Origin of the sequence: Microbulbifer hydrolyticus, from assembly GCF_009931115.1 — a bacterium.
In the GTDB taxonomy this organism is placed as follows: domain Bacteria; phylum Pseudomonadota; class Gammaproteobacteria; order Pseudomonadales; family Cellvibrionaceae; genus Microbulbifer; species Microbulbifer hydrolyticus.
In genome coordinates this window covers 4,060,915-4,073,884 of record NZ_CP047491.1, presented here as the reverse complement: position 1 = coordinate 4,073,884, position 12,970 = coordinate 4,060,915, and the positions used below count along the sequence as shown (strand labels likewise).

The 12,970-nt window shown below is 58.5% G+C and carries 8 protein-coding genes; 5 read left to right on the top strand and 3 right to left on the bottom strand.

The annotated features are described in order from the left end of the window. Positions 1-3: 3 nt before the first annotated feature. Complete coding sequence (locus GTQ55_RS17155) at positions 4-1,806, top strand: DUF885 domain-containing protein (protein WP_161859826.1); 1,803 nt, start codon at positions 4-6, stop codon at positions 1,804-1,806. A gap of 48 nt (positions 1,807-1,854) precedes the next feature. Here GTQ55_RS17155 and GTQ55_RS17150 read toward each other — a convergent pair whose 3' ends face one another. From GTQ55_RS17150 to GTQ55_RS17140, 3 genes are read right to left on the bottom strand one after another with little or no spacing between them, the layout of a single operon-like run. Beyond that, complete coding sequence (locus GTQ55_RS17150; protein WP_161859825.1) at positions 1,855-2,637, bottom strand: CLCA_X family protein; 783 nt, start codon at positions 2,635-2,637, stop codon at positions 1,855-1,857. Positions 2,638-2,649: 12 nt separating this feature from the next. Beyond that, positions 2,650-5,115, bottom strand: coding sequence for an ATP-dependent DNA helicase (locus GTQ55_RS17145; RefSeq protein ID WP_237567741.1), 2,466 nt, complete (start codon positions 5,113-5,115; stop codon positions 2,650-2,652). Further along, positions 5,112-6,779, bottom strand: coding sequence for a VRR-NUC domain-containing protein (locus GTQ55_RS17140; protein WP_161859823.1), 1,668 nt, complete (start codon positions 6,777-6,779; stop codon positions 5,112-5,114). The genes GTQ55_RS17145 and GTQ55_RS17140 overlap by 4 nt, the downstream gene beginning before the upstream one ends. A 192-nt stretch (positions 6,780-6,971) precedes the next feature. On the opposite strand from GTQ55_RS17140, the gene GTQ55_RS17135 reads away from it, so the two are divergent. The 4 genes from GTQ55_RS17135 (at position 6,972) to GTQ55_RS17120 (ending at position 12,967) form a co-directional block, all read left to right on the top strand. Beyond that, positions 6,972-8,567, top strand: coding sequence for a vWA domain-containing protein (locus tag GTQ55_RS17135; protein ID WP_161859822.1), 1,596 nt, complete (start codon positions 6,972-6,974; stop codon positions 8,565-8,567). 70 nt (positions 8,568-8,637) lie between these two features. Then, positions 8,638-9,669, top strand: a complete 1,032-nt coding sequence (locus GTQ55_RS17130) for a zinc-binding dehydrogenase (RefSeq protein WP_161859821.1) — start codon at positions 8,638-8,640, stop codon at positions 9,667-9,669. A 243-nt stretch (positions 9,670-9,912) separates the two neighbouring features. Next, positions 9,913-11,547, top strand: coding sequence for a type I restriction-modification system subunit M (locus tag GTQ55_RS17125; protein WP_161859820.1), 1,635 nt, complete (start codon positions 9,913-9,915; stop codon positions 11,545-11,547). Next, positions 11,537-12,967 carry a restriction endonuclease subunit S gene (locus GTQ55_RS17120; RefSeq protein WP_161859819.1) on the top strand — a complete coding sequence of 477 codons (1,431 nt, stop codon included), beginning with the start codon at positions 11,537-11,539 and terminating at the stop codon, positions 12,965-12,967. The genes GTQ55_RS17125 and GTQ55_RS17120 overlap by 11 nt, the downstream gene beginning before the upstream one ends. The last annotated feature ends 3 nt before the right edge of the window (positions 12,968-12,970 follow it).

The following is a 12,970-nucleotide window of genomic DNA, read 5'->3' as shown; positions in this document are numbered from 1 at the left end:
ACCATGCCTGGCAATATCCTGACGCCCTTCCTGCGGGCGACCACATTCCTGATTTCCTTGCTAGCGGTGGTTGGATTTCTGGTCAGTCCCGCAGTCAGGGCGGAATCTGCCAGCGAGCAGCTGCGGGACGTTATCGAAGATCACTGGCAATACAGTTTGCGGGAAGACCCGATCACTGCAGGCCGCATGGGCGAGAAGGGCTTCAATGACCGCTTGCCGGGAGTCGCGGAGAAAGACCGCAGCCGTCGCCTGAAAGAAGAAAAGACGTTTGTTGCCCGGCTCGAAAAAATAGATTCGTCGCAACTAACCGCGTCGGAGCGTGTAAATCGCGACCTGCTGACCTGGGTGCTGAAAAATTCCATGGAATCCAATGAGCAGTATCTCGATCGGATACCTGTGAATACTTTCTACAGCTTCTGGAGCGCCGCACTGGATGCCAGCAGTGGCCTCAATATGCGCAAGGTGTCTGACTACGAGGACTACATCAAGCGCATTCAGGACTTCGGCCGCTATTTCGATGAGAACATTGCCAACATGCGTGCGGGCATCAAGGACAGGTTTGTACTGCCCAAAATCGTCGTCGAAGGTATTGCACCGACCGTGCGTGCCCAGGTATACGACGATCCTGAAAAAAGCAGCTTGTATGAGCCATTCAGGAGCCTGCCGGAAAAATTTTCTGATGCAGATAAAAAGCGCCTGCAGAAACAGGGCGCCGCAGCGATCAAGCAATTTGCCATCCCTGCCTTTGATCGCGTGGCGACCTTCCTCGAGGGAGATTACATGGCGGCTGCGACTGAATCCATCGCCGTCGAAGATCTGCCCGGGGGCAAGGACTACTATCGTCACGCGATCAAAACCTACGTGACACTGGATATGGACCCTGCGGAAATTCACCAGATTGGGCTGGCGGAAGTGAAGCGTATCCGTGGCGAAATGAACGCATTGATCGCGCAGTTGAAAAAAGAAGGGAAATTCAGCGGCAGTTTCGAGGAGTTCACCGAGTTCTTGCGCACCGACCCCCAGTTCTATGCCGAGACCCCGCGTGAACTGTTGAAGGAAGCCTCCTACATCGCCAAGCGCATCGACTACCGCCTGCCGGAATTTTTCGGCAAGCTGCCGCGCCTGCCCTACGGTGTGGTGCCGGTGCCGGATGAGATCGCGCCCAATTATACTACTGCCTCCTACAACCCGGCCGCGATCGGCGGCACACGCGGAGGCGCTTACTGGGTGAATACCCACGCACTGGATCAGCGCCCGCTGTATGAACTGGTGGCGCTGACCCTGCACGAGGCGGTACCCGGCCATCACTTGCAGGGTGCGTTGTCCCAAGAGCTGGAAAATGTCCCGAACTTCCGCCGCAATCTGTATCTGAGTGCCTACGGGGAAGGCTGGGCGCTGTATACCGAGCGCCTTGGCGTGGAAATGGGTGTGTATGAAAACGCCTACCAGCAGTTCGGTCGCCTCAGCTATGAGATGTGGCGCGCCGCCCGCCTGGTCATCGACACCGGCATCCACTCCCAGGGCTGGACCCGCCAGCAGGCGCTGGACTTCCTCGCCGACAATACCTCCCTGTCCAGGGCAAATGTGCGCGCGGAAGTGGACCGCTATATTTCCTGGCCGGGGCAGGCGCTGTCCTACAAGATGGGCGAGATCAAGATCCGCGAACTGCGTGCGAAAGCGGAAAAAGCCCTGGGAGACCAGTTCGACCTGCGTGCCTTTCACGATGCGGTGCTGGCCAACGGCGCCCTGCCGATGGAAATGCTGGAAGTGCAGATGGATCGATTTATCGCCGAAAATAAATCGTGATTCCTCGGCGCCCCGGTATTTGCGCCGGGGCGTTTGGGTGACAGGCGTTCACGGCTGCGCTTTGCTGCCGAGCGCGTAGCCCAATAGTGAAAAATACTCAGAGAAGGCGCGATTGATACGCGCCCTGTGTGCGCCGTCGGGATAGAGCCCTGCCTTCGCCTCTTCACTGGCCTTGGTGCCCGCCACCAGGAAATTGTTGGAAATACTCGCGTCCTGAACAAATGCCTCAAATGCGCGCGCGCACATCTCCGCCGGATCGGCGTAGTAGATGCAGCCGTTGGCCTTGTCCGCGGCTTTGGAGGCCCGAAACATTGCACTGGGGTTTTCCCCGCTCTCATCCAGCATGATCGCCCGGAAGCAGGCAAACAGGCGATCGTTGATCGGGTGTGGAATTGGTGTCGCCTCGCGCAGCCAGGCTTCGGAGGCGAACATATTGGCGGGCGTATCGCTGAAAGCCTTGCCGGCCAGGTAGTGGTCCAGTGCGTGAAACCACTCGTGGGCAATGGCCCCGGGGCCGGCATTTTTTGCCAGGGCGAAAGTGCGCGAGCCCAGTTCGTAGTGGGCGGAAATGCCGGGTCGCCCGCCAGTGCCGTACTGGAAAGCGAGCGTGCCGCGCAGGGATACCAGCAGCTCCGGGCCCTGCAGTATGGTCATCAGGTCGACCAGGGCGTCGTAAAACAGGCCGGCCGCGCGCTGCTTTTCCGCTTCGGTGACCCAACGGCCGATGCGGATGGAGCGGAAGTCAAAGCGCTTGCGCACGTCACTGAAACTGACTTCATGCTGGGGCCGCTGTTGTGGGCTGCGGCGATAGAATTTGCGGTTTAACACCATGGTGCTCGCGAACTAAGGGTTCCAGAATTGATCGAGTGCGTCGGTCAGTGCGGTGCCATTATTGCAGATCTGCGGTTGCCAGTGCTGTGGATACAGGCTGCGGTAAAAAGGATCGGCAAAGCGGTAGTCCGCCAGAATCACCACGCCGCGGTCGGACTCGGTGCGGATCACCCGGCCGGCGGTCTGCAGCACGCGGGTCAGGCCCGGGTAGCGGTAGGCGATATCGAAACCGTTTTCCCCGCGCTCTTCAGCGGCGCCGCGCAGCAATTCCTGTTCCTCATTCACCTGCGGCAGGCCCACTCCGACCACGATGGTGCCGACAAGTTGCTCGCCCACGTAATCCACCCCTTCGCCAAATACGCCGCCCATGATCGCAAAGCCGAGGCTGCGACGGCCCTCGCCAAAATGCGCGAGAAATTCGGCGCGCTGCTGATCACTGCTGCCGGATGACTGCTGTACCAGCGGAATCTCCGGGAACAGCGCGGCAAAGCGCTCAACCACCTGCTGCAGGAACCGGTAAGACGGGAAGAACACCAGGTAATTACCCGGCCGGCTGTGAAAGGTGCGCGCAACCATGTCCACCAGCGCATCCGTTGCCTGATGGCGGGCACGGTAGCGGGTATCCACGTAGGGGCAGAGCAGCAGGCCCAGCTGCTCGGGCTGAAACGGCGAGGGCAGTGACAGGTAGGGGGACGCCGGTTGCAGACCCAGCTGCTGATAGATATATCCGGCCGGCCGCAGAGTGGCGGAGAAGACGATTACCCCGTGAAACTGCTGATACGCCTGCTGCAGGTACTCGGCGGCATTCACACACAGCAGTTCAACTTCCTGTTCCCGCCAGCGGCTGTCGGGGTTAGCCGGGCTCTCGGCGCGGGTAATGCAGTGGTGCTGTTCTGCGGCCAGTTGCTCGATGGTCTGGAAGCGGAACAGTGACCGGAGCCAGTCGGTAATGGCCTCGGGCGGCGACTGGTTTTGCTCCCACAGTTGGCTCACCACCATCAGCACTTTTTGCACGGCGCCACTGACGCCCACAGGGAAGCCCTCCTCAAACGGTGTTATCCACAGCTCGGATTTTGCCGATTCGCCGGCTCTGCTCGGCGGTAGTATTGGTTGCGGGGGTTCCCGCTTTTCAGTTACCCACTTATCCAGCGCGCGCACCAGTGACTGAATCGCGCGGCGAAGGCCCGGGTGCGATGCTTTACAGTCTGCGGCGGCACGACGGCTGTCACTGCGGGTGATACTGGCGCTGTACATACTGCGGGCGCGGTCGCTCAGATTGTGCGCCTCGTCGACCAGCAGCGCGCGTTGTCGACTCTGGTCCCGCAGGCTTTGCATCTGCACCAGCGGATCGAACACATAGTTGAAATCGCACACCACCAGGTCCGCCCACGGCAGCATCTGCAGGGACAGCTCGAATGGGCACAGTTGCAGTCGATCCGCCTCCCGGGCGATCACCTCAGGGGTCAATAAAGGTTGGCCCAGCAGGTGGCGCCGGGCCTCCGGCAGTCGATCGAAAAAACCGCGGGTACGCGGGCAGATACCCTCGTCGTCGCGGCTGCAGAGCCCCAGGCTGCAGGCACAGGTTTTGTCGCGCGCCTGCAGTTCCAGCACAGACAGGCAAAGGCCGTCGGCGTGCAGGCGGCTGGCGGTTTCCCGGACTACCTGGCGACCGGAATTTTTTGCGGTGAGGTAAACCAGCTGGTCGAGCCGCGTTTCGCCCATGGCCTTGATTGCCGGGAACAGGGTACTGATGGTCTTGCCGATGCCGGTGGGGGCTTCTACCACCAGCTCACCACCGTCGCGCAGGCAGCGGTAGGCGGCCACCGCCAGCGTGCGCTGGCCGTCACGGTATTCCGCAAAGGGGAATTGCAGTGCGCGAGCGGAAGCGCGCACCTGTTGCCGGTGCGCTTGCCAGCGACGGTGCCACTGCAGGTATTCAGACAGCGCGCTTCTGGCAAACATCTCCAGCTCGCCCCAGCGGAACACCTGCAATTCCGGATAAGTCTTTTTTTCCTTGAGATTGTGCCAGAGCATTTGCAGCGCGACCGGGTCGTCGTCGCCGAACGCTTGCTGCAGTCCGTAACAGAAGCCGTAGATCTTCAGCTGGGCCCAGTGCAGCGAGCGCGCGGATACCGCCAGCTTTTGCGGCGGCACGTAGGTAGTTTTGATTTCATCCAGTTGCACCGGGTGATGCAGGTCGGGCTGGGGGTGCAGTATGTCGACGCGGCCCCGCAGAGCCACCTTGTATCCATCCTGCTTCAGCGTTACCTGCAACGGGTATTCGGCCTCACTGCCCGCGGGGCGTTTTTTCTGCAGTCGCTGATGGGCGCGGATGCCCTCAATTGCGGTGGGGCCACCGGCGCTCTCAAGCACCAGATCTCCGGTGCGGCAGGCAAAAGCCACCAGATCACCGACGGACAGCGACAGCGTATCGTCGCGTCCGGTTTGCACTTGTGTCTCGGTTCCGGTCTCGCTCACTGCGCTGTCCACTCTACATGCAGTACACGATGCGGTATCTGGTGTCTGGCGAAAAAGGCCAGCCAGCGCTGCTGGTTTTGTTGCAGGCGATCGCCGGGGCCTTTGACCTCCACCAGCTCGTAGTTGCCCTGCTCCGGAAACAGGATCAGGTCGGGCAGCCCACTGCGGTGGTGGGCGATATCGCCCAACAGCCGGCGGAACAAGACCTGCCAGTGCGGTACCGGAATCCGCTCCAGTGCCAGCGTCAGCAGGGATTCCGGCAGGGCGTCCCAGGCGGTCAGCGGATTGGCGATACCCCACTTGTCGTGGTAGTGCCGCCACACCCGCTGCTTCAGAGATTTCTCGTTGAGCGCTGCCAGGCGCTGTTCAAACGCGGCGCGACGCTGTGGATAAAAATCTGCGCTGCGAAAATCACTCGGGGCAATCTGGAACGGATTGAAAAAGGCACCGGGCACCGGGGCAAACAGGATGTCCCACACATACAGCCCGAGCACCCCGTTTATCAGGGTGTTTTCCACATAAAAGCACTGGTTGCCCGGCGCGCGCTGCACGAGATGGTCGGCGGCGAGAGTCTCCACCCGCTGCCGAGCGGCTGGCAGGGCCACGGTTTCCGTGGGCGGAACATGTCGCTGCGGCGCGACCCAGCCTTCGGTCTCTCCGGCTTTTTTTGCGGTGCGGAAGCCGAAGCGCTCGGCGAATTCGCGCTCTTCCTCGTGGTGGGGGGCGGCAAGAATCTCGCGGCAAAGCGCGAGCCCCTGCGGAGTGTCACCGCGCGCAATCGCGATGCGCGCCCGACGCTCGCGGGCCGGCGGGCGGCTGCACTGGCGATACAGGTGGTCGGCCTCGCTCAGCGCGTCGAGTCGTTCCAGTTGCCGGGCCAGCGTCAGGCGCAGGCGATCCAGGCGGCGGTGCAGGGTGCTATCACCGTCGATGCCCTCTGGCAATTGTGCTGCGAGTGCGGTGATCTCGTCGATTCCGCCGACCAGGGCGAACTCTGCCTCCTTTACGCAGTCGTAATAGCGCAGGTGTTGCTCCAGCTGCGCGCGGGTCTGGAACGGCAGCTGTTCGCGCTCCAGCGGATACTGCTCATAGCGGAACAGCCCCAGGTCCCGCAGCACATAGTCCGTGAGATCCTGGTTCAGGTTGCCGAAAAACAGCAGTTTGAAGGTCTGGAAATGTTCCGCCCCCTGTACCGCCAGCACCGTTTCGCTGTCGGTTAGTTGCGACCGCACCGCATCGGCGTCCTGCTGTAGCAGCGCCTGCTCCAGTGCCGCGCGCTTCAGCGCCTTTGGCAATACTTCGATGCTGCTGTCGGACAGCTCGCTCTTGGTAAACAGCGGCAGCAGTTCCGCCAGCGGGAGGGGCGGGTCGCGCTGTAGCAGATCGGCATTGACCAGGGCTTCCGCGGCCGTGGGCAGGTCACCGATCTCGTCGTAGGCGAGCTTGTGCAGGCGGAACAGGGCACCGGCGCTGGAGGCGACACCTTTGCGGGAGAGCAGCCGCACATACAGCCGCTGGCTGTCGGTGTTCAGCGCGCGAAACTCGTTGTAAAAATGGCGCTCTGAATCTGACAGCAGGTTTTCATAGCGCGCCACCACAAAGTCCACCAGTGCGTGGAAGTTGCCGAGGTAATAATCCGGTGCCAGTTCGATGGGATCGGCCATGGGGGTGGAATCAGCGCTTGAAATTGAACGTTTCGAACGGGCTTTGCGATCACCCTGAACTGTATGGTTATACAGGAATGGCCGCGTGCGAACAAACCCGTTTGCGACCGTTTGGCCACTCAAGCTGGCAATTGTTGATGGGCCTTGCGAAACTCGGTCCACAGCCCGGGAATACACATCAAGAGGGACTTTATGAACATTCGATTGGCCACCCCACTGATACTGACCACCGCCCTGACGCTGGCAATTGCCGCCTGCACTTCAATCGACACGGACGATACTGCAGCATATGTCGTCGAGCAAAGCCCGGTACCCATACTCCATCCGGAACCTGAGCAAGAAAAATATCAGAAGCTGGAGACCCGCCAGGTAAAACTGGTGCGTGAAGAACCGGTGTCCACCTTTGCCCTGGACGTGGACACCGGTGGCTACAGCAATGTGCGCCGATTCCTGAGCGCCGGACAGCTGCCACCCAGGGATGCGGTGCGTCTTGAAGAGCTGGTCAATTATTTCAACTACGACTTCGCTGACTCCGGAAATGCGAGCAGGCCCCCTGAGGGTGGCGACTTTTCCGTGCACTTTGACCTCTCACGCGCACCGTGGGACGCGGAGCGCGCGCTGTTTTCCATCGGCGTGAAAGCACGCGAGATACCTATGGACAAGGTGCCGCCAGTCAATCTGGTGTTCCTGATCGACTCTTCCGGTTCCATGGCTCAGCCGAACAAGTTGCCATTACTGCAGCAGGCCTACCGCCTGCTGGCCAAACAGCTGCGTGCAGAAGACTCGGTAAGCATTGTGACCTATGCGGGTAGTGCGGGCCTGGTGTTGGAACCGACGCCCGGTGACCAGAAAACCAGGATCCTGCAGGCCATCGATCGCCTGCAGGCGGGTGGCTCCACCAATGGGGCCGGAGGAATCGAGCTTGCCTACTCGGTTGCAAAACAGGCATTCAAGCAAGACGGGGTCAACCGCATCCTGCTGGCTACCGATGGCGATTTCAATGTCGGTATCAGCGATGTGGAAACGCTCAAGCAGCGCATAGCGCGTGGTCGCAAAAGTGGTGTGCAGTTCAGTGCCCTCGGCTTTGGTATGGGTAACTACCGTGAGGAAATTGTCGAGCAGCTCACCAACGTCGGCGACGGCAGCTACGCCTATATCGATACAATTTACGAAGCCAATCGCGTGCTGGTGGAGCAGCTCTCGGGCACGCTGTTTACCGTCGCCAAAGATGCCAAGGTGCAGGTGGAGTTCAATCCCGCTCGTGTGCAAGAATATCGTCTGCTCGGTTATGAGAACCGTCGCCTCAACCGCGAAGATTTCAACAACGATGCCAAAGACTCCGGCGATATCGGTGCCGGCCACTCGGTCGTGGCGCTTTACGAGCTGACACTGGCTGGCGATACGCCGCGGGTGGACCCGCTGCGTTACGGAGGTAACTCAACCGAGCCGCAGACTGCGATCCGTGATGAGTTGGCCACGGTAAAAGTGCGTTATAAAAAGCCCGGCCAGGAAGAAAGCACGCTCAAGGTTTGGAACCTCGCACCGCAGGTAAAACCATTATCTGAAGCCCAGGTTGACCTTCAATTCGCCACCGCCGTAGCCGGTTTTGGTTTGCTGCTGCGCGCGGAACCCTTGAGCGAGTTCGACTATGACGACGTCGCCGCTTTGGCGCAGCTTGCCCGCGGCGAGGATTTCAGCGGTGATCGCGCCGAATTTGTCCGTCTGGTAAAGACGGCGAGCGCGCTTGCCAGTGCGCAACCCGCTGTCAACAGTGTTCAGGCGGACTAAGTTACATGGTGTTAGCGGCATACCGCGAATACGCGACTTTGCAGTGTGAAGCGGCAAAGGTGACCTACGAATGATCGAGACCCGGAAAGTCTGGCGCACCGAAAAGGCGGGAGCCATCAGCAGTCTCAAGCTGCTGGAGGAGCCGCTTGCGCGTCTGGCAGACGATAATATCCGGATTCAGGTGCGCGCCGTCGGTCTGAACTTTGCCGATATTTTTGCACTCACCGGACTTTATTCGGCAACACCCGAGGGCAGCTTTATTCCCGGGCTGGAGTTTTCGGGGGTGGTTTCCGGGCTGGGAAAAACTGCACAAACCGATTTGAAAGTGGGAGATCGGGTCTACGGATGTACCCGTTTCGGCGGTTATGCCTCGGTGGTCGATGTTCCTCCGCAACACTGTCGAAAGATTCCCGACGCCTGGAGCTTCGCCGAGGGTGCAGCCTTTCCCGCCCAGAGCCTGACCGCCTACTATGCCCTCACCAATCTCGCCGCGGTAAAGCCCGATCAGCTCGTGTTGATCCAGAGTGCCGCCGGCGGCGTTGGGCTTCAGGCGATGCGAATGACAAAAGCCATGGGCGCAACTCCCGTTGGCACCGTGAGCTCGGAAAGCAAACGACGGTTCCTCGCCGAGCACGGCTTTGATGAGGTCATTGTGCGGGGCGATGATTTTGCCAAACAGTTGCACGAGCAGCTCAACGGCAGACCCCTGCACGCCGTACTCGATGGTATCGGCGGCAAAATTCAAAAGGATTCTTTCGCCGCACTGGCGCCCACCGGCCGCCTGGTGGTGTTCGGTGCGGCGGAGTTTACCCCGGGCGACAGACCCAACTGGCTGAAAGCAGCATGGCTGTATCTCAAGCGCCCCCGTTACGATGTGATGGACATGATCAGTAGCAACAAATCGGTTCTGGCCTTCAATCTGATCTGGTTGTGGCAGGAGCAGGCGCTGTTTGCGGAGTTGCTGGATGGTTGTGCTGAGCTAGATTTACCCGCTCCCCATGTGGGGCATGAATTTGACTTCGCGGAGGCGCACGAGGCGATAGAGAAGCTGCGCAGCGGCGCGTCTATCGGCAAAGTCGTACTCACCCTCGATGCTGGCTAGTTAGGGTTGGGCTGTACAAAAATACAACAGATAATCTTGCCGTCACTTCCCCACTGGGCTCCTTCCAATCCCGCAAAGTACGGTCATAGCCGGTCGCCGCCAGTGCCCCATTTTGGTAATCTGGCGGACTATTTAACGAATTCAGTTTGATGCAGCGCACAACCCTGCTCGACCAGTCGGTCTCGCCTCACACTGTGCGCCAGCCACACCCAACAAATACAAAAGACTACCCAGAGAACCCCCATGGCCAAAGCAGTCACAGGTAAGAAAGCGGGCAGAAAAGCCGCCGCCAAGCCGCAGAAATCGTTTGAACAAACCCTCTGGGACACCGCCGACAAGCTGCGCGGTAGCGTGGAGTCCTCCGAATACAAGCACGTGGTGCTGTCGCTGATCTTCCTCAAGTTCATCAGCGACAAGTTCGAGCAGCGCAAGCGCGAGCTGATCGCCGAGGGGCAGGGCGACTATGTGGACATGGTGGAGTTCTACACCATGAAGAACGTCTTCTACCTGCCGGCCGAAGCGCGCTGGGACTATATCGCCCAGAACGCCAAGCAGGACGATATCGCCATCAAGATCGACACCGCCCTCTACACGGTGGAGAAGAACAACAAGGCGCTCAAGGGCGCGCTGCCGGATAACTACTTCTCCCGCCTGGGGCTGGATGGCAGCAAGCTGGCGGCGCTGATCGACTCCATCAACAATATCGACACGGTGGTGGAGCAGGAAAGCGACAGCGGCGAGGGAGATCGTGCTGCCAGTGAGGTGGACATCGTCGGCCGCGTGTACGAATACTTCCTCGGCAACTTCGCCGCCACCGAGGGCAAGGGCGGCGGCGAGTTCTATACCCCCAAGTGTGTGGTCAACCTGCTGGCGGAAATGATCGAGCCCTACCACGGCAAGATCTACGACCCCTGCTGCGGCTCCGGCGGTATGTTTGTGCAGTCGGTGAAGTTCGTCGAGAACCATCAGGGCAACAAGAAAGACATCTCCATCTACGGCCAGGAGCAGACCAGCACCACCTACAAGCTGGCGAAGATGAACCTGGCCATTCGCGGTATCAGCGCCAATCTGGGCGAGGTGCCCGCCGACACTTTCTTCAAGGACCAGCACCCGGACCTCAAGGCCGACTTCATCATGGCCAACCCGCCGTTCAACCTGAAGGAGTGGCGCGGCCCCGATGAACTCACCGACGACCCGCGCTGGGCCGGTTACGAGGTGCCACCCACCGGCAACGCCAACTACGGCTGGATCCTGCACATGATCAGCAAGCTCAGCGAGAACGGCGTCGCCGGCTTTGTGCTGGCCAACGGCTCCATGAGCACCAACACCAAGGGCGAGGGGGAAATTCGCAAGAAGATCATCGAAAACGATCTGGTGGACTGCATGATTGCGCTGCCCGGCCAGCTGTTCTATACCACCCAGATTCCGGTGTGCCTGTGGTTTATCACCAAGAACAAAAAGGCCGAAGTGATCCCCGGCCGCGAGGACAGCAACCACCGCAACCGCGAGGGCGAGACGCTGTTTATCGACGCGCGCAATATGGGCAGCATGATCAGCCGCATCCACAAGGAGCTGACCGCCGACGATATCGCCGAGATCGCCCGCACCTACCACGCCTGGCGCGGCGAGGCCAAAGACGGCGAATACACGGATATTCCCGGTTTCTGCAAGGTCGCCACTCTCGACGATATCAAGGGCAACGACTATGTGCTGACGCCCGGCCGCTATGTGGGCGCCGCCGAGGTGGAGGACGACGGCGAGCTGTTTGAAGAGAAGATGCGCGATCTGACCCAGACTCTGTTCCGGCAGATGGCGGAAGCGGAAAAGCTGGACGCGGTGATTAAACGCAATCTGGAGGGATTGGGTTATGCTGGCTGACCTGCCTCAAAACTGGCGCTGGATGAAGTTTGAAGAAATTCTAAAGCAGCCACTAAGAAACGGAATATACAAAAAGAAAGAGTTTCATGGGCGTGGCTGCAAGGTTATAAACATGGGTGAACTGTTTGCAAATCCGCGTATCAAGAGTGGTTTGCAAATGAAGCGAGTGGAGCTTACTAGTAAAGAACTCGAAAAATCAGTCTTGAAAGAAGGTGACCTGATTTTTGCACGCCGTTCACTCACAGCGGAGGGCGCTGGTAAGTGTTGCGTAATACTTTCCTTAGACGAGCCAACTACATTCGAGTCATCAATCATCAGGGCGCGCCTGAACCAGGAGGTCGCAAGCCCTGAATTTTATTTTTACCTCTTTAATTCTCCATTTGGCAAATGGCTACTAGGTACAATTTTGAGGCAGGTGGCTGTTTCGGGTATTACTGGTTCGGATCTAGCGAAGCTAGAAGTACCCGTGCCACCCCGAGATGTACAAGATCAAATCGTAGACTACGGTAGAAATCTCGACGACAAAATCGAGCTCAACCGCCAAATCAACACCACCCTGGAATCCATGGCCCAGGCGCTGTTTAAAAGCTGGTTTGTGGATTTTGATCCGGTTATCGACAACGCCCTCGCCGCCGGTCACCCCATACCCGAAGCCCTGCAAGCCAGAGCCGAACGCCGCCGCGCACTGCGCGAAAACCCCCAGCAGCCACTGCCGGCCAAGATTCAGCAGCTGTTCCCCAGCAGTTTTGTCTTTAGCGAAGAAATGGGCTGGATACCTGAGGGCTGGGACGGAAAGCTTATTAAAGAGTTTGTAGAAGTGACAGACTATGTGGCCAATGGAAGCTTTGCGGCATTAAAGCAGAATGTGACGCTATATGATGACTCTGAGTATGCGCTTTATGTAAGAACTACAGATTTTAAAAACAATTTTTCACAAGAAAAGGCGAAATATGTAGATAGAGATTCATATTCTTTCTTAAAGAAAACGGTCCTTACAGGTGATGAAGTAATAATTTCTAATGTCGGAGATACAGGCACCGTTTTTCGACCGCCAGTATGGATGAATCGGCCGATGACTCTAGGTAGTAATGCTATTGCTTTACGCTCAGAGAATATGGGTAATTTTTTACATCTCTATTTTGAAAGCGATTTTGGTCAGCACCAAATATCTGGAATTGTAGGTGGAAGCGCACAGCCAAAGTTCAATAAGACTGATTTTAGAGCGTTGAAAGTTTACTTTGGCTCGAAAGAAATTGTGGCAGCTTTCGAAAGTAGAGTTAGTAGTCTACGCAATAAAGAATGTTTGAACAAAGCCCAGATAGATCAGTTGGAGCAGCTTAGAAATTCGCTATTGCCCAAGCTTCTGTCCGGCCAAATCCAAATCCCCGAGGCGGAACAACAACTGGCCGATGTGATCTAGGCG

Coding starts and splice junctions, on each gene's coding strand:
- GTQ55_RS17155 (WP_161859826.1), top strand. CDS start 4: ATGCCTGGCAATATCCTGACGCCCTTCCTGCGGGCGACCACATTCCTG.
- GTQ55_RS17150 (WP_161859825.1), bottom strand. CDS start 2,637: ATGGTGTTAAACCGCAAATTCTATCGCCGCAGCCCACAACAGCGGCCC.
- GTQ55_RS17140 (WP_161859823.1), bottom strand. CDS start 6,779: ATGGCCGATCCCATCGAACTGGCACCGGATTATTACCTCGGCAACTTC.
- GTQ55_RS17135 (WP_161859822.1), top strand. CDS start 6,972: ATGAACATTCGATTGGCCACCCCACTGATACTGACCACCGCCCTGACG.
- GTQ55_RS17130 (WP_161859821.1), top strand. CDS start 8,638: ATGATCGAGACCCGGAAAGTCTGGCGCACCGAAAAGGCGGGAGCCATC.
- GTQ55_RS17125 (WP_161859820.1), top strand. CDS start 9,913: ATGGCCAAAGCAGTCACAGGTAAGAAAGCGGGCAGAAAAGCCGCCGCC.
- GTQ55_RS17120 (WP_161859819.1), top strand. CDS start 11,537: ATGCTGGCTGACCTGCCTCAAAACTGGCGCTGGATGAAGTTTGAAGAA.